The following is a 16,114-nucleotide window of genomic DNA, read 5'->3' on the forward strand; positions in this document are numbered from 1 at the left end:
CTTAAAGTAATTTGGCGCAAGAGCGGAGTCGACGCATCCCACGAGAACGTCAGATCTGTGTGAGCTCCTTCAGCCGCAGCACCATCGGGGAATCCGGATCGGCAAGCGGCGCTATCGCGGTAAAATGATTGGCGTCGGACACAAGGCCGAACCGCGTTGTGACGCCGGCTTTGCCCCAGACGTCAGTGATCGTGCGGCTTTGCCGGTGGTACTCGGCACTCTCGTTGCCGCCGACGACGGCGTCGAGCGTGCTTCCCTCGGGCGCGGTCCAGAACAGCGGGCTCGCCGCCCTTGCTGCGGCGCGGTCTAGGCCGAGCGCCTTGTTGACGGAGGTGCCGACCAGCGGTTCGAGCTCAAACAGACCCGAGATCGCGTAAGCAGCCCTGACCAGATTGCGCGGCAGCGACGCGTCATAAGCCGGCCAATCGGTCGCCAGCATGCAGGCGGCAAGGTGTCCGCCCGCCGAATGCCCGCTGACGACGAGCGGTCGGCCGAGCTTCGCCAGCTCCCGCGATGCCGCGCGCATCTGGCCGATGATGTCGCCAACCGTAACATTGGGGCAGAGGTCATAAGTCGGCACCGCGACGCTGACCCCGTGCGCATTCAGTCCCCGCGCGCAGTGGCTCGATGATGAGCCATCGAGCGCTTGCCAGTAGCCGCCATGGATGAAGACGACCAGCGGGCCTTCGCTGTTGCCCTCGAACAGGTCGATGGTGTTGCGGCTGCCCGGACCATAGGTGAGCCGCCGCGGCGGGTGCTGCTCGCGATAGGCCGCGGAATCCCGCGCCCAGCCCGCCATCAGCGCCGGGTTCTCCGGCACCCGTGCGCGATTGTTGTATTCCACCTCGTAGTCGATCTCGGCCACGGCTAGCTCGTCCTCGCCTTGGCGGCGCGCTGCGCGGAGCCCTTGGCCTTGGCGAGCAGCCGCATCAGCTCGCGCATGTCCTTCGGCGACAGGTCGCCAAAGACATCGGCGATCCATTTCTCGTGCTCGGCGGCCATCTTGCGGAACTCGGCGCGGCCGAGCTTCGTCAATCGGATGAACTGCACGCGGCGGTCGGTCTCCGAGGTGCGGCGATCGAGATGCCCGGACTCGACCAGGCGCTCGACCAATCCGGTGACGTTGCCGTTAGAGACCATCATCCGCTTCGACAGGTCCGACAGCGTCATGCCATCCTGTACCTTGTCGAGCTGGGCCATCAGGTCGAAGCGCGGCAGCGTCACGTCGAACCGCTCGCGTAGGCGGCTGCGCACCTCGCCTTCGATCAGCGTGGTGCAGGTCAGAAGCCGGAGCCACAGCCGCAGCTCCGTGCCGTGATCATCGGGCAGTTCGACGGCTTTGGTTTCGGAATCGAGGTTCATGCGGCGATCGCGCCTCCGCGGCGGGTCGGGTCGTACTGATTGTTTTGAGCTTCAAGCAATTCGCGGCGGGCCGCAAGGACAATTGCGAATCGACGCGATCTCGTCGGATCAGCCCTGCAATTTCTTTAGACTTCAAGCAATTGGCGCGTCCCTTGCATGCCGCGTGACCATCCGGACGCAATGCCACATCGCTTGCGGCGGTCATGCTCGGCAGAATAAGCTGACGCCCAAGCAACGCGGCAACGATCGGGGGAGCGACATGAAACGGCTGACGAGGTTGGCGGGACTGGCAGCGATAGTGGGACTCGCGATCGCTCCCGCGGCCGCGCAGGACAGTAGCCAGGGCAAGCTCAAGATCGGCGTGCTGGTGACGACTTCGGGTCCGGCGGCTGCGCTCGGCCAGCAGGTGCGCGACGGCTTTGCGCTGGCGATCAAGGACCTCGGCGGCAAGATGGCCGGCCGCGACGTCGAGGTCATCAACGCCGACGACGAGCTCAAGCCCGACGCCGCCGTCACCAAGGTGCGCGGGCTGCTCGAGCGCGACAAGGTCGATTTCGTGGTTGGCCCGATCTTCTCCAACATCCTGCTGGCGATCCACCGCCCGGTCACCGACAGCAAGACCTTCCTGATCAGCCCGAATGCCGGCCCGTCGAGCTATGCGGGCAAGGAGTGCAATCCGTTCTTCTATGTGACGTCGTACCAGAACGACCAGGTGCACGAGGTGCTCGGCAAAGTGGCGCAGGATCGCGGCTACAAGCGCGTCTGTCTGCTGGTGCCGAACTATCAGGCTGGCCGCGACTCCGTTGCGGGTTTCAAGCTCGATTACAAAGGCGAGATCGTCGAGGAATCCTACACGCCGCTGAATACACTGGATTTCCAGCCCGAACTCTCCAAGATCGCATCGCTGAAGCCGGATGCACTGTTCACCTTCATGCCGGGGGGCATGGGCGTGAACCTGGTGAAGCAGTACAAGCAGGCTGGCGCCACGGTGCCCGTGCTGTCCGCCTTCACGGTCGACGAGTCCACCCTGCCCGCCCAGCAGGACGCCGCGGTCGGCATGTTCGGCGGCGCGAACTGGGCGCCTGATCTCGACAATCCGCAGAGCAAGAAGTTCGTCGCGGCTTATGAGGCGGCCTATAACGGCGTGCCCGGCACCTATGCCATGCAGGCCTATGACGCTGCGATGCTGATCGACAGCGCGGTCAAGGCGGTGAAGGGCAACCTCTCCAACAAGGAGGCGGTCGCGGCCGCGTTGAAGAAGGCCGACTTCACCTCGCTGCGCGGTAACTTCAAATTCAACAACAACGGCTATCCGGTCCAGGATTTCTACCTCACCAAGGTGGCGAAGCGGCCGGACGGCAAATTCCAGACCGAGATCGTCGAGAAGGTGTTCTCGAACTACGGCGACCGCTACGCCAAGGACTGCGCGGCCAAGTAAATCGCAGGAGCATGTATGACCATGAAAGACGAGATCGCCGGCATCACCCGCGCCAATGAGGGCATTCAGGGCATCTCCTGGAACATCCTCGGCCAGACCTACGTGCCGAAGAGCCGCTCCGACCATTCATTCTCCTGGCATGCGACCTTCCCGCCCGGCACCTTCGTTCCGCCGCATATCCATCCCGATCAGGACGAGTACCTCTACATCCTCGAGGGCAAGCTCGATTTCATGCTCGACGGCGCCGACGAGTCCGCAACGCCCGGCGATCTCGTGCGCCTGCCCATGGGCAAGCCGCACGGCATCTTCAACAAGTCGCAGCAGCCGGCCAAGACGCTGTTCTGGGTGTCGCCGACGAAGCGGCTCTACGACCTGTTCTGGGCGATCCACAACATGAGGGAGCAGAATCCGGATGACGTGGTGCGGCTCGCCGCCGAATACAACATCCACTTCCTGCCGCCGCCTCCGGCGGCGTAGCATCCGTCCCCACTCTCTCCCCTCATCCTGAGAGGCTGTGAATCTAATTGAAGGTTGGCAGCTTTAGCGGAGAGGGACTGCGGCGGGCAGAGGCTAGCGGTGATTGTTTGATTAGGCGGCGGCCTGCAGCAGGCGGTGTCCGGCCAGGATGTTGTTGGTGAGGGCGAACCAGCGCAGCACCGTTTGGACCTTTTCGAGGCCGCGGACCATAAACCGCTGCAGGCCCCAGTTGCGGAAGCGGGCGTTGATGCACTCTGCCTGGACGCGACGCCTGTAGACTGACTTGCCGTGCGGGCTTCTCATGCGGACGCGCCAGGCGGCGACACCCGGTCCATCCCTGTCGCTCGGCTGATAGGGATCGCGCCGATGCTTGCTGCGTGAAGGTGGCCCGTAGATTTTGATCCCGCGGCCAGCCGCCCACTCGGTATCGTCATTCTTGTTGAAGCCGCCATCGACCAGATGGCGCTTCGGCCATCGGCCATAGCGGCGGTTGATCTTGTCCAGCATCGGCCGGGCCAGGCCGCGGTCGGAACCGACCGTTGTGACGTCGGTGACGAGCACGATCTGACCACCGGCGGCAGTGGAGAGCTGGCAATTGTAGGCGGGACGGAAGCCACCATCGGCCATCTTCATGACGCGAGCATCGGGATCAGTGGTGGAGGCGCGCGGTTCCTTCTGCTTCTCGACCTGCTTCTTGTTGGTCGTGCTGCGCCGTTCGCGCTCGGCCTCGATCTCGGCCAGCTTCTTCAGCGCCGAGGCCACACGCGCCTCGCGTTCACGTGCGGCCCGTTCCTCGGCCGCAACGATCCGCCGGTTGCTGGCTTGCGGATCGTCAGTGGCTTCTTCCTTCAACTGGCGGATCAGCCGTTGCGCCTTGCGCAGCTCTTTGTGAAGCTTCTTGCGGCGACGGAACGATTTGGTCCCAGCCGACGCACGCACCCGGACCCCGTCCTGTGCCACCTCATCCAGGTCGATGACCCCGGCCACCGACAGGCTGGCGACAGTGTCGCTCAACAGCCGATCCAGAAGCTCCGGATGCGCCGTGCGGAAGTCGGCCAAGCCGTGATAGTTGACGCTGACCCCGCCGCACAGCCACCGATAGACGTCGTGGCTCTCACATAACCGCGCCAGCGCCCGCGCGCTGCCAACGCCCTCGCTCGTCGCATAAAGCCATAGCGCCAGCAAAAGCCGCGGGCTCGCCGGCGCCTGTCCCGGCGTGTGGGTGCGGGCTCTGATCGCCTCTTCAAGCTCCTGCAGATCAAGTTTCTCAACGTAGGCCCAGATCACCCGCACCGGGTGGTCGGCAGCCACCAATGCCTCTAGATCGACCGCCCGAAGTTCGATCTGATCGCGCACCGGCTCTCGCATCCGCGGCTCGCCCGCATCGTTCGCACGTGCTCGTGTCTGCTGCGGAAGATCCGAAAAGAGTTCATCGCCGGACATCGTTGCACCTCTCCAGTGTCCACAATCAGGAATCACTGCAAGCGTGCAAACTCAATCAAAATCTGCACAAAGATTCACAGGCTCTGAGGAGCGCGGAACGCGCGTCTCGAAGGATGAGGCCCCCAGTGGGGCCACATGGTTCGAGACGGCGCTTGTGCGCCTCCTCACCATGAGGGGCAATGGTCTCGACTCGGGTCGGACGTATCCTCCTTTTCAGCAGCGACTCCTATTGCCGCGCCACCACGCGCGCGGCGAAGCCGGCCTTCGCGGCATAGCCGCGCACGATCGCTTCGCGGGCCTCGTAGCTGAGGATGGTATCGACGTCGGTGAAGCCCTGCGGCGCGAGCTGCTCGACCGCGTCGATCACACCCTCCGGTCCGCCACGGCGGTTGGAGGCGACGACGTCGGCGGTCATCGGCAGCCGCTGCCGCTCATAGGCGACCAGCGCCTGGCACGGATGCTCCGCCCGCGCCAGCATGTCGGCGAGGCAGCGCGCATCGAGGATGGCCTGCGACGCGCCGTTCGAGCCGACCGGATACATCGGATGCGCGGCATCGCCAAGCAGCGTGACCCGGCCGCTCGACCAATAGGGCAACGGATCGCGGTCGCAGCACGGATACTCCCAGAACTCCGGCGTCGCGTTGATCAAGCCGGTGAAATCGACCTGCGGGATCGTGAAGCTCGTGACATAGGGCATCATTTCCTCGCGCCGGCCGAGGTTGGACCAGCCCTCGCGGCGCGGCGGCGGCGAGGAGCCGTCGCCGATCCGCACCAGTACCGCCCAGTTGGTCAGCCGGCTTGCTGGGCTCGAGCCCGGCCCGATCGGATAGATCACGGCCTTGGCATTCAGCCCGCCGGCGATGATCATCGAGCGTCCGGTCAGAAAGGTTGGCCAATCGGTGGCGCCCCGCCACAGCATGAGGCCGTTCCAGCACGGGCCGCCTTCGCCCGGAAACAGCGTCTCCCGTACCTTGGAGTGAATGCCGTCGGCACCGATCAGGATGTCGCCGCGCGCGGTGTGCACGTGGCAACCGGCACGATCGAAGAAATGAGCCGAGACGCCGCCTTCATCCTGGGTGAACGAACCGAGCCGGCACCCGGTGTGGATCGCATCCGCGCCGAGACGTTCGATCACCGCCTGATGGATCACGCCCTGCAGCCGGCCGCGATGGATCGAGAATTGCGGCACGTCGTGACCGGCATCGAGCCCGCGCTTCTCATGCCAGACCTGTTGGCCATGCCGCGTCAGATAGAACAGCTCAAAGGTGCGGATCGCGACCTCGTCGAGTCTATCCAGCAGGCCGAGCCCGGCCAGCTCGCGGATCGCATGCGGCAGCGTGTTGATGCCGACGCCGAGCTCGCGGATGGTGTCGGACTGTTCGTAGAGTTCGCATTGGATGCCGCGTGAACGCAGCATCAGCGCGGTGGTGAGGCCTCCAATTCCGCCTCCGACGATTATCGCCTTCATCGTCCCTTACTCCACTCGAACACAGGACGTCTTACATTTGCCCTCAGGGTCGCACGCCGCGTTATCCAGCCGCAAGCGGCTTTGTTGCCTCAACCTCTCACCCGCCGGCGCTGTTTTGGCTTACGATTAACATTGTCGCAGCACGCTCCCATGTATCCCCGTCATGCTGAGGAGGCCGCGGAGCGGCCGTCTCGAAGCACAACGGCCACCGGTCGGGCCGCTCACCCTTCGAGACGCGCGTCCCGCGCTCCTCAGGGTGACGGGGTTGGCTGGATCGCGCGTCCCTTAATCTGGCACCACCGCGATCGCCTGGATTTCCACCTTGGCGCGGTCCTCGATCAGGCCGGCGACCTGGATCGCAGTCATCGCCGGAAAGCGCCGGCCCATGACGTCGCGATAGACCACGCCGATCTCCTTCAGCCGCGCGGAATACTCCTTGCGGTCGAGCAGGAACCAGGTCATCGACACGATGTGCTCCGGCCCAGCCCCGCCGGCGGCGGCGATTGCGACGATGTTGCGCAAGGTCTGGCCGATCTGCGCGACCAGGTCGTCACTCTCGAACACGCATTGCCCGTTCCAGCCGATCTGGCCGGCAATGAAAATCTGTTTGCCACGCGCGGCCATGCCGTTGGCATAGCCGATCGGCTTTGCCCATCCGTCCGGTTGCAGGATCTCGCTCATCTCAATTGCCCTCGAAGGCGGGTTTCTGCTTGGCGGCGAACGCGTCGAAGGCGCGGCGGAAATCGCCGGTCACCATGCAGATCGCCTGTGCCTGCGCCTCCGACTCGATCATCTCGTCAACGCCCATCGCCCATTCCTGGTTGAACATGGTCTTGGTCACGCCATGGGCGAACCACGGCCCGTCCGCGAGCGAGCGCGCCAGCTCGTGCGCGGCGGCGGAAAGCTCGGCGGCCGGCACCAGACGGTTGTGGAAGCCCCAGGCGAGCCCCTCTTCCGCGCTCATCGCGCGTCCCGTGTAGAGCAGATCGGCGGCGCGGCCCTGCCCGATCACGCGCGGCAACAGTCCGCAGGCGCCCATATCGGCGCCGGCGAGGCCGACCCGGGTGAACAGGAACGCGGTCTTGGCCTGCGGCGTCGCCAGGCGGAGGTCGGAGGCGAGCGCCAGCATCGCGCCGGCGCCGGCGCAGATGCCGTCGATTGCGGCAACGACGATTTGCGGGCATTTGCGCATCGCCCGCACCACTTCGCCGGTCATGCGGGTAAAGGCGAGCAGGTCCGGCATCGCCATTCGCGTCAACGGCTCGATGATCTCGAACACGTCGCCGCCGGAGCAGAAATTGCCATCGGCCCCCGTCAGCACAATCGCGCGCACATCGGAGGCATATTTGAGATCGGTGAAGAGGTCGCGCAGCTCCTCGTAGGACCCGAACGTCAGCGGATTCTTCTTGTCGGGCCGGTTCAGCGTAATCGTCGCGACGCGGCCGGTCGCATCGGTCGACCAGCGGAAGTGCTTCGCCGGATAATCCTTGAACGGACGGAGCTTTGCTTTCATCTCGGACATGACGTGGTTCCTTTTACCCGGTAAGGACTTCGCCGCCGGCCACCGCGACGGCTTGTCCGTTGATCGACGATGCACCTTCGGAGGCGAGCCAGAGCACGGCATCGGCCACCTCCTCCGGCGTCACCAGCCGCTGCATTGGGTTGACCTTCGCCAGCGCCGCGCGCGCCTCCCGCTCGCTGCGCCCGGTCTTGGCGACGATGTTGGCGGCGGCATCCGCCACCAACGGCGTGTCCGTATAGCCAGGGCAGACCGCGTTCACGGTGACGCCGCGCCGCGCATATTCCAGCGCCAGCGCGCGCGTCAGGCCGACGACGCCGTGCTTGGCGGCGACATAGGCCGAGACATAGGCGTAACCGGTGAGGCCGGCGGTCGAGGCGACGTTGATCACGCGCCCGCGCCCGCGCTGCGCCATGCCGGGCAGCACCGAATGCGTCACCAGGAACACGCTGGAGAGATTGCTCGCCAGCATGTCCGACCATAGCGCCGTATCGGTCTTGTCGAACGGCGCGCTGGCGGCCTTGCCGGCATTGTTGACGAGGATGTCGATCGGCCCCGCCCCGGCTTCGATCTGCGCGACACCTTTGGTCACGGCCGCTGCGTCGGTCACGTCGATCGCAACGATTGCACCGGCACGATCGCCGAGCAAGGCAGCGGTCGCCTGCAGCGCCTCCATCCGGCGACCGGCGATGCTGACGCGCACGCCGGCCTTGGCGAGCGCGATCGCGGTCGCAGCGCCGATGCCGGACCCGGCACCGGTGATAAACGCGTGGGCATTGGGCCAGAACCGGGTCATGCTTTCGCTCCCGCGGCTGCGCGTTCGAGATTGGCCTCATATTGCGACCTGCCCGACAGATACTGCTTGGGCCAGGGGACCGACTTCACCCCGATCTTCGCGGCCTCGTGCAACGTCCAGGCCGGATCGGCCAGATGCGGCCGCGCGATGGCGCAGAGGTCGGCGCGGCCGGCGGCGATGATCGAGTTGGCGTGGTCGGCTTCCGAGATCGCGCCGACCGCAATGGTGGCGATGCCGACCTCGTTACGGATCTTGTCGGCGAACGGCGTCTGATAGAGCCGGCCGTACACCGGATGGTCGTCAGCCCAGACCTGGCCCGACGAGCAATCGATCAGGTCCGCGCCTGCGTCCTTGAACAGCTTTGCGAATTCGAGCGCATCCTCCGGCGTGTTGCCGCCCTCCGCCCAGTCGTGACAGGACAGCCGGACTGAGATCGGCTTGTCCTCGGGCCACACGTCGCGGATGGCGCGGAACACCTCGAGCGGATAACGCGCGCGGTTCGCGATCGATCCGCCATACGCGTCGGTACGGCGATTGGTCAGCGGCGACAGGAAGCTCGACAGCAGATAGCCATGGGCGCAGTGCAGCTCCAGGATATCGAAGCCGACCTTGGCGGCACGTCTGGCGGCGGCGACGAACTGTTCGCGCACCTCGTCCATCTCGGCACGCGTCATCGGCTCGGGCACCTGGCCGTCGGGCAGATAGGGAACTGACGAGGCCGACATCACCGGCCAGTTGTGATCGGGCAGCGGCTCGTCCATCCCCTCCCAGGCCACGCGGGTCGAGCCTTTGCGGCCGGCATGGCCGAGCTGGATGCCGATCTTGGCTTGCGAATTGCGGTGCACGAAATCGACAATGCGCTTGTAGGCCAGCGCCTGCGCGTCATTCCACAGCCCGCAGCAGCCGGGCGTGATCCGCGCCTCCGGCGAGACGCAGGTCATCTCGGTGAACATCAGGCCGGCGCCGCCGAGCGCGCGGGAGCCGAAATGCACCAGATGGAAGTCGTTGGGAACGCCCTCTTCCGCCGAGTACATGGCCATCGGCGAGACGATGATGCGATTGTTCAGCGACAGCCCGCGGATGCGGAACGGCGTCAGCATCGGCGGCGTGACGCGGTCGTTGGTCGCGGGCAGTCCGCTGCGCTCGGCGAACCAGCGTTCATAGCCTTCGAGCCATACCTTGTCGCGCAGGCGCAGGTTCTCGTGGCTGATGCGCTGCGAGCGGGTCAGCAGCGAATACATGAACTGCTCCGGCTCCAGTGTGTCGGCATAGCGCGAGCCGACCACCTCGAACCATTCCATCGCATTGCGTGCGGCGTTCTGGATCCGCGCCACGTCGACCCGGCGCAGTGCCTCGTAGCCAGCCAGCACCGCGAGAATGTTCTCCTTCACAGCGCCGTGTACCTTGAACTGGTTGGTGAGCTCGATCGCATCCTCCAGCGCGAGCTTGGTACCCGAGCCGATCGCGAAATGCGCGGTGTGCGCGGCATCGCCCATCAGCACGACTTGGCTGTTGCCGTTGAAGGCGGTCCATTTGCCGCAGATCAGCCGCGGGAACGACAGCCAGGCTGAGCCGCGCAGATGGCGGGCGTTGGAGACCAGGTGATGCCCTTCGAGGATTTCGGCGAACACGTTCTCGCAGAATGCGATCGAGGCATCCTGGTCCATCTTGTCGAGGCCGTGGGCGAGATATGCCTCCTCGGTGGTCTCGACGATGAAGGTCGCCGCCCCCTCCTCGAATTTGTAGATGTGCGCCTGGAACCAGCCGTGCTCGGTCTTGCGGAAGTCGAAGGTGAAGGCGTCGAACGGCCTGTTGGTGCCGAGCCAGATATAGCGGTTCGGCCGCATCAGCATGTCCGGCTGGAAGGTCTCGGCATACTTCGTGCGGATCTTCGAGTTCACGCCGTCGCAGGCGACGATCAGATCGGCGTCCGGGAACTCGAGATCGGAATTGACCTCGCGCTCGAAGATCAGCTCGACGCCGAGTTGCTCGGCCCGCGCCTGCAGGATGTTGAGCAGGTGCTTGCGCCCGATGCCGACGAAGCCGTGGCCTGTCGTCCGCATGCGCCGGCCCTTGATCAGGACCTCGATGTCATCCCAGTGATTGAAGGCCTGCTCGATCGTGTCAGCGGTGATCGGATCCCACTTGCGCATGTTGTCCATGGTGGCGTCGGAGAACACCACACCAAATCCGAACGTGTCGTAGGGCCGGTTGCGCTCGACCACGGAAATGACGTGCGCGGGATCCAGCATCTTCATCAGGATGCCGAAATACAGCCCGGCCGGCCCGCCCCCAATGCAAACGATCCGCATGGCGATCTCCCGTTGGCTCCGGCGGCCGGGGCAGCGTCTTCCGGCGAGCCGAAGCCGGATAATATTTTATACTTAAAATAATTGTCAAGGGTGGGATGGCACCGACTCGCCGCTTGTCGTCCCCCGCGAAGGCGGGCGACCCAGTATTCCAGAGACGCCGGTGTTCGAGCCGAGAGGCCACGGCGTGCTGGATGCCCGCCTGCGCGGGCATGCCAATGGAGAAGTGTTGAGTTGAGATGCGATGGACGCCAGGTTCGCTGCTCCGCCGCCCCGGAATGACGTCCTCAATGCACCGCGGCGTACAGGATCTTGTCCTGGGTCGCCTCGGCGGCGTCGAATTCGGCGACGATGCGGCCGGTGCGCGCGACCAGGATGCGATCGGAGACGGCGAGGATCTCCGGCAGGTACGACGAGATCACGACCACCGCCTTGCCCTCGTCGGCGAGACGGCGGATTTCGCTGTGAATATGCGGAATGGTACCAACGTCGACGCCGCGGGTCGGTTCGTCGAAGATGATGATCGAGGGGTCCTGCACCAGCGTCTTCGCCAGCACCACTTTCTGCTGGTTGCCGCCGGACAGCTCGATGATCTTTGCCTTCCGTTGCAGGGCGCTGATCTTCAGCCGCTCGACCCAGTAGTTCGCCAGCTTGCTGCGGCGGGCACGCGACAGCAGGAAGCTCCAGCCCTTGCGGGTGGCGAGGCCGCCGATATAGACGTTGTCGTCGACCACCATGGTCTCGAAGAACCCGTTGGCCTTGCGGTCCTCGGTGATGTAGGCGATGCCGTCATTGATCGCCTGCCGCGGCACGCGATAACGGATCAGCTTGCCGCGCAAGCGGATGGTGCCGCCATTGACGAGGTTCCGCTTCAGCGCGCCGTAGATGATCTTGGCGATCTCGGTGCGGCCCGAGCCGATCAGGCCGGCGACGCCGACGACCTCGCCGGCATAGACCGAGAACGACATGTTCTTGACCGCCATGCCCATGGTGACGTTCTCGACCGTCAACACCTTCTCGCGCCGCTGATGGGTCTTTTCCTTGCGGCCGTAGACGGCCTGCGCCACCTCGCGGCCGACCATGTGCTGCACCAGCGCATCGCGCGTGAGCTGCTTTGCGGGTGCCGTTATCACCAGCTTGCCGTCGCGCAGCACGGTGATGCGGTCGGCGATCTGCAAGGATTCTTCCAGCGCGTGCGAGATGTAGATGATCGAGACGCCGCGCCCGCGCAGATCGCGCACCAGGTGGAAGAAGTGGACGATCTCCTCTGGCGTCAGGCTCGCGGTCGGCTCGTCGAAGATGATGATGCGCGCCTTGTTATAGATCGCGCGGGCGATCTCGACCATCTGCTTCTTGGCGGTGCCGAGCAGCGCGACCGGCGTTGCCGGGTCGACATGGAAGTTGAGCGACTGCAGAAGCTGCTGGGCCTGGATGTTCAGGGTGCGGAAGCGCGTCAGCAGCTTTTCGTTGCCGAGCTCGATGTTCTGCGCCGCGGTCATGGTCGGCACCAGGCTGGTTTCCTGATACACCATGCAGATGCCGGCGTTGAGCGCATCGCGCGGCTGCTCGAAATCGACCGGTTTGCCGTCGAGTAGATAATCGCCCGAAGTGAGCTGGATCGCGCCCGCGATCGCCTTGCACAGCGTCGACTTGCCGGCGCCGTTCTCGCCGACCAGCGCGTGCACCTCGCCGGGATAGAGATCGAAGTTGACGCCCTCGATGGCGTGGACGCCGCCATAGATCTTGGATCCGTTGCTGATCCGCAGCACCGGCTCGCGGGCCGCAGTCCGGGTCTCGGTCACCGCCTGCATCACGCCGTCGTTCATCGCAGGTCTCCCGTATAGAGCAGCAGCCGTCCGGCGCCGCGCGCCGCGATCACGATGCCGCTGGCCGTCGCGCAAGCGGCGGTGATGCCGTGGAAACGGCCGCCGGCGCGGCTGTGCAGGCTGTCCGACGCATCGCCCTCGGCGTCGAGATGCACCAGCAGCCCATAGGAGCGCGGCGGCGCCCATGGTTTCTGGATTCCGAGCGCCTTGACGCCGCCGATCTGCATCGGCTCCAGGCAGTCGCTGCCGCCGGTAAGCGCCGGCGCCACCCAGTAGTCCGGCGGCATCGTCGCCATCATCTCCTCGCGGAAATCGTCTTCCTTGAGCACAAACTCGATCAGATGCGTGCGGCGCGCGAAAATGCCGAGCAGGAAGCCGCCATGACCATCCGGATGCAGCCGCGCCGGATAGCCCGGCATGTTGCCGGCGACGATCTCGCGCGGACCGAGGCCGTTGCCGCCGAGCGCAAACCGGCTGAGCCGATGCGCCCAGCTCTCGGTGAGCCACAGGCTGTTGCCGTCGGCGGAGACTGCAATGCCATAAGGATAAGGCAGGTCGCGCAGCAGCACTTGCGGATTGTCCAAGCGGGCGCCGCAGGTGACGAGCCGACCGCCTGCGCGCTTCTCCATCAGGTCGTGGCGCCACTGATCGGGACGCCGGCCGGTGCTGCCTTCGACCATATAGACGCGGCCATCCGGCGCCGCGGTGACCGACAACAGTCCCGCGAGCGGGCTGCCATCGGCGGCCTCCAGCCAGCGTGGAACGGGCTTTGCGGGATCGATCGCAGCAAGCCCCCTGCCCGCCACGCAGACCAGCAAGCGGCCGTCCGGATGCAGCGCAAGCCCGCCGGCGTCGTCCTCGAACTCGGCAACGATCGTGCGTGTTGAGAAATCATCGCCGGCGAGTTTCAATACACGTCGTCCGACGGAGACATAGAGCGCGCCGTCGCCGCTGGCGATGACATCGTCAACGCCGGGCAGCGGTTCGCCGATCGCAACCGCGGTGTCGAGCCGGTCGTTGGGACTGAGCGCGCCATCGAGCGGCGGGATCGCGTTCTGGCCGCCGTCCCGATCGATCACGCTTCTGATGTCGCGCAACAGATGATCGAACAGTCCCATTATGTGGTCACCCTGCTCTTGCTGCCCCAATAGGCGTCGTAGCCGGTCCAGCTTTCATCGACGCCGTCGAGCTTGATACGGCCGATCCGGTTGTTCTCGAGCCCGCCGAGATAGAGATAGCCCTTGTGCTCGCGCATCGAGGTCAGCGTCGAATGCGAGATGCCGGTCGGGTCCCACCACGATTCCAGCGCCTCGCCCTGCTCGTTGAACTTGAGCACGCAGCCATGATTGAGGGCGGGCGCCAGCCACTCGTCGGTCGGCACCTGCTTGACCATGCGCAGCCGGAAGCCCGGCTTGCGCGCGGCAAGATCGAAGGTCGGTGTGCGAATGCCGACCAGCGCCAGCCAGTAGGTACCGTCGGAGGCGCGGTTGATGTTGTCTGGATTGCCCGGCAGCTCGTCGATCAGGATCTCGGTGCGCCCCTTCTTCGGCCCGTCGATCCAGTGCCGGAACACCTTGCAGAGCGAGGTGCTCGCGATCAGGATCGACTTGCCGTCATGGGACACGCAGATCCCGTTCGGGAAATAGAAGTGGTTGATTACCGTCCGCGTGGTCTTGGTCGCCGGATCGTAGCAGACCACGCGGCCGTTGGGCCGACCCTCGAGAATGTCGAGGGTGTTGGTTGTCATCTCGTAGCGCGTGGTGCAGTCGCTGAAATAGATCTTGCCGTCGGGCGCGATGTCGAGGTCGTCGGCCATGCGCAGGCGGGAATCGTCGTTCAGCTTGTACCAGGTGCGGTTGGTCTCGTCGGTGACCTTGAAGATGCGGCCGTCGGGCGCGACGCCGTAGACGCCCATGCCGGCAACCGCGACGATCAGGTTCTCGTCGCGATCGAACTGCATGCCAAGCGGCCGGCCGCCGATATGGGCGAACACCTCGCGCGTTTCGAAATTCGACCCCGAGAAACGGATCACGTTGCCGTCGCGGGTCGAGCCATAGAGTCTGCCCTGGCGGTCGAGGATGACATCTTCCGGCCCTTCGACCTGGTCGAGGCCAATCGCCTGCGCGTGGATCAGCCGATCGTTCTGCGCGTAGGGCGATACGGCGCCCGGCTGCACCGACGGCGCCGAGGCCAGCGGCACGAAGGCCGGGTTGACGTAGATTTTCTGGATCGCCTTGCCGCGGTTCTTCGACCATTTGACGTCGATGCCGACGGCGGCAAGCAGGATCACGCCCGTCACCGCGGAGGTGACGTAACCGGGGATGCCCATGCGCACCAGGCCGTTGATCAGGAGGAAGATGATCAGCGCGCCGATCATCGCCCGCCACACCGTGCCCTTGCCGCCGGCGAGCGAGACGCCGCCGAGCACGACAGCCGTCAGCGCCTGGAACTCCCAGCCGACGCCGGTCGTGGAATCCGTCGAGGCCTGCCGCGCGGCGTAGAAGATGCCGCTCGCCGCGCACAGCGTGCCCGACAGCACATAGGTCATGAAGAGCATCAGGCGGACGCGGATGCCGGCATGGCGCGCCGCCTTGCGGCTGGCGCCGATCGCAGTGAGGTGCCAGCCATAGCGCGAGCGCGACAGGAAGATGTGGCAGATCAGCAGCACCACGAGCAGCGTCGCGGCATTAACGGGAATCCCGAGTACGCTGCCGCCGCCGATGAAATCCCAGGCGTCGCTGTCGACCGAATTGGTGGCGAACACCTGCGCGTAGGAGGTGTTGAGCAGGTTGACCGAGGCGCGCAGGATGATCAGCGTCACCAGCGTGGTGAGAAACGGCCGCGTCTTCAGGAAGCCGATCAAAAAGCCGTTGATGCTGCCGAGCAGTGCGCCGACCACCAGCGTCGCCGGCACCGCGAGGCCAACCGGCCACTCCCGCACCAGCAGGAAATACAGCGCCGCGAAATTGCACAGCGCGAAGATCGCGCCGACCGAAAGATCGATGCCGCCGGTGACGAGGCAGAAGCCCATCGCCAGCGCGACAAAGCCGAATTCGGCGAACAGCCGCAGCAGCGACACCGAGTTCTGCACCGAGGCATAGTCGGGAATCGTCAGCGCGAAATAGGCCCACAGCCCGATCATCACGGTGAAGGGAACGACCGGCTCGAACCACTGCTTGAGCAACAGCTCCGAGAGCAGGAGCCTGGGTGAAAACCGCCGCACCGATGCGGCCAAGGAATCGACAGCCATTGACATCGCCAGAAGCACTCCCTCGATCCGGCTTCCAGGTTCCGGATCATGCTCGTTGATACGGCCGGCGCGGGAATGCCCCCCGCGCCGGCCGCCCGCGCCCTCAATCATGAAGCGATTGCAAGCAATCGCTTCATGATCTCGTTCCCCTGTTTGAGCATGATCTCCGCGCAAACGCGTTCCGCGTTTGTCGCGAGGGAAAACCGGTGCCCACTTTTCCGGATCA

13 protein-coding genes are annotated in these 16,114 nt (G+C 65.1%); 2 read left to right on the plus strand and 11 right to left on the minus strand.

Annotated features, from left to right (window positions below; genetic code table 11):
* Positions 1-49: 49 nt before the first annotated feature.
* Both P6U30_RS23885 and P6U30_RS23890 read right to left on the minus strand, forming a co-directional pair.
* On the minus strand, positions 50-865 hold the full coding sequence (locus P6U30_RS23885) for an alpha/beta hydrolase (protein WP_407165342.1): 816 nt from the start codon (positions 863-865) through the stop codon (positions 50-52).
* Positions 866-867: 2 nt separating this feature from the next.
* Positions 868-1,362, minus strand: a complete 495-nt coding sequence (locus P6U30_RS23890) for a MarR family winged helix-turn-helix transcriptional regulator (protein ID WP_407147244.1) — start codon at positions 1,360-1,362, stop codon at positions 868-870.
* A 259-nt stretch (positions 1,363-1,621) separates the two neighbouring features.
* Between P6U30_RS23890 and P6U30_RS23895 the strand changes: the two genes are divergently transcribed.
* Positions 1,622-2,800, plus strand: coding sequence for an ABC transporter substrate-binding protein (locus P6U30_RS23895; protein WP_407165343.1), 1,179 nt, complete (start codon positions 1,622-1,624; stop codon positions 2,798-2,800).
* Positions 2,801-2,821: 21 nt separating this feature from the next.
* On the plus strand, positions 2,822-3,277 hold the full coding sequence (locus P6U30_RS23900) for a cupin domain-containing protein (protein ID WP_407170528.1): 456 nt from the start codon (positions 2,822-2,824) through the stop codon (positions 3,275-3,277).
* 111 nt (positions 3,278-3,388) lie between these two features.
* Here P6U30_RS23900 and P6U30_RS23905 read toward each other — a convergent pair whose 3' ends face one another.
* The 9 genes from P6U30_RS23905 to P6U30_RS23945 all read right to left on the minus strand — a co-directional run bounded on the left by P6U30_RS23905 (position 3,389) and on the right by P6U30_RS23945 (position 15,888).
* Positions 3,389-4,720, minus strand: a complete 1,332-nt coding sequence (locus P6U30_RS23905) for an IS1182 family transposase (protein WP_407165344.1) — start codon at positions 4,718-4,720, stop codon at positions 3,389-3,391.
* A 226-nt stretch (positions 4,721-4,946) separates the two neighbouring features.
* Positions 4,947-6,188 (minus strand): flavin-dependent oxidoreductase, encoded by a 1,242-nt coding sequence (locus tag P6U30_RS23910; protein ID WP_407165345.1) that lies wholly within the window; start codon positions 6,186-6,188, stop codon positions 4,947-4,949.
* 285 nt (positions 6,189-6,473) lie between these two features.
* Entirely contained in the window at positions 6,474-6,869 is a 396-nt protein-coding gene (locus tag P6U30_RS23915; protein ID WP_407165346.1) for a RidA family protein, read from the minus strand.
* A 1-nt stretch (position 6,870) separates the two neighbouring features.
* Positions 6,871-7,710: an enoyl-CoA hydratase family protein gene (locus P6U30_RS23920; RefSeq protein WP_407165347.1), complete on the minus strand. Its 840-nt coding sequence runs from the start codon at positions 7,708-7,710 to the stop codon at positions 6,871-6,873.
* Positions 7,711-7,723: 13 nt separating this feature from the next.
* Positions 7,724-8,503: an SDR family NAD(P)-dependent oxidoreductase gene (locus P6U30_RS23925; protein WP_407165348.1), complete on the minus strand. Its 780-nt coding sequence runs from the start codon at positions 8,501-8,503 to the stop codon at positions 7,724-7,726.
* On the minus strand, positions 8,500-10,815 hold the full coding sequence (locus P6U30_RS23930; RefSeq protein ID WP_407165349.1) for a bifunctional salicylyl-CoA 5-hydroxylase/oxidoreductase: 2,316 nt from the start codon (positions 10,813-10,815) through the stop codon (positions 8,500-8,502). The genes P6U30_RS23925 and P6U30_RS23930 overlap by 4 nt, the downstream gene beginning before the upstream one ends.
* A 284-nt stretch (positions 10,816-11,099) precedes the next feature.
* Positions 11,100-12,638, minus strand: a complete 1,539-nt coding sequence (locus P6U30_RS23935; RefSeq protein WP_407165350.1) for a sugar ABC transporter ATP-binding protein — start codon at positions 12,636-12,638, stop codon at positions 11,100-11,102.
* Complete coding sequence (locus P6U30_RS23940) at positions 12,635-13,756, minus strand: SMP-30/gluconolactonase/LRE family protein (protein WP_407165351.1); 1,122 nt, start codon at positions 13,754-13,756, stop codon at positions 12,635-12,637. The genes P6U30_RS23935 and P6U30_RS23940 overlap by 4 nt, the downstream gene beginning before the upstream one ends.
* Positions 13,756-15,888, minus strand: coding sequence for an ABC transporter permease (locus tag P6U30_RS23945; protein WP_407165352.1), 2,133 nt, complete (start codon positions 15,886-15,888; stop codon positions 13,756-13,758). Before P6U30_RS23945 ends, P6U30_RS23940 begins: the two co-directional genes overlap by 1 nt.
* Positions 15,889-16,114 lie beyond the last annotated feature (226 nt).

Source organism: Bradyrhizobium sp. ORS 111 (genome assembly GCF_045571485.1).
In the GTDB taxonomy this organism is placed as follows: domain Bacteria; phylum Pseudomonadota; class Alphaproteobacteria; order Rhizobiales; family Xanthobacteraceae; genus Bradyrhizobium.

Bases quoted from the DNA above. Each gene is read 5' to 3' on its own strand.
- P6U30_RS23890 (WP_407147244.1), bottom strand. From the start codon at position 1,362: ATGAACCTCGATTCCGAAACCAAAGCCGTCGAACTGCCCGATGATCAC.
- P6U30_RS23895 (WP_407165343.1), top strand. From the start codon at position 1,622: ATGAAACGGCTGACGAGGTTGGCGGGACTGGCAGCGATAGTGGGACTC.
- P6U30_RS23900 (WP_407170528.1), top strand. From the start codon at position 2,822: ATGAAAGACGAGATCGCCGGCATCACCCGCGCCAATGAGGGCATTCAG.
- P6U30_RS23905 (WP_407165344.1), bottom strand. From the start codon at position 4,720: ATGTCCGGCGATGAACTCTTTTCGGATCTTCCGCAGCAGACACGAGCA.
- P6U30_RS23910 (WP_407165345.1), bottom strand. From the start codon at position 6,188: ATGAAGGCGATAATCGTCGGAGGCGGAATTGGAGGCCTCACCACCGCG.
- P6U30_RS23915 (WP_407165346.1), bottom strand. From the start codon at position 6,869: ATGAGCGAGATCCTGCAACCGGACGGATGGGCAAAGCCGATCGGCTAT.
- P6U30_RS23920 (WP_407165347.1), bottom strand. From the start codon at position 7,710: ATGTCCGAGATGAAAGCAAAGCTCCGTCCGTTCAAGGATTATCCGGCG.
- P6U30_RS23925 (WP_407165348.1), bottom strand. From the start codon at position 8,503: ATGACCCGGTTCTGGCCCAATGCCCACGCGTTTATCACCGGTGCCGGG.
- P6U30_RS23930 (WP_407165349.1), bottom strand. From the start codon at position 10,815: ATGCGGATCGTTTGCATTGGGGGCGGGCCGGCCGGGCTGTATTTCGGC.
- P6U30_RS23935 (WP_407165350.1), bottom strand. From the start codon at position 12,638: ATGAACGACGGCGTGATGCAGGCGGTGACCGAGACCCGGACTGCGGCC.
- P6U30_RS23940 (WP_407165351.1), bottom strand. From the start codon at position 13,756: ATGGGACTGTTCGATCATCTGTTGCGCGACATCAGAAGCGTGATCGAT.
- P6U30_RS23945 (WP_407165352.1), bottom strand. From the start codon at position 15,888: ATGGCTGTCGATTCCTTGGCCGCATCGGTGCGGCGGTTTTCACCCAGG.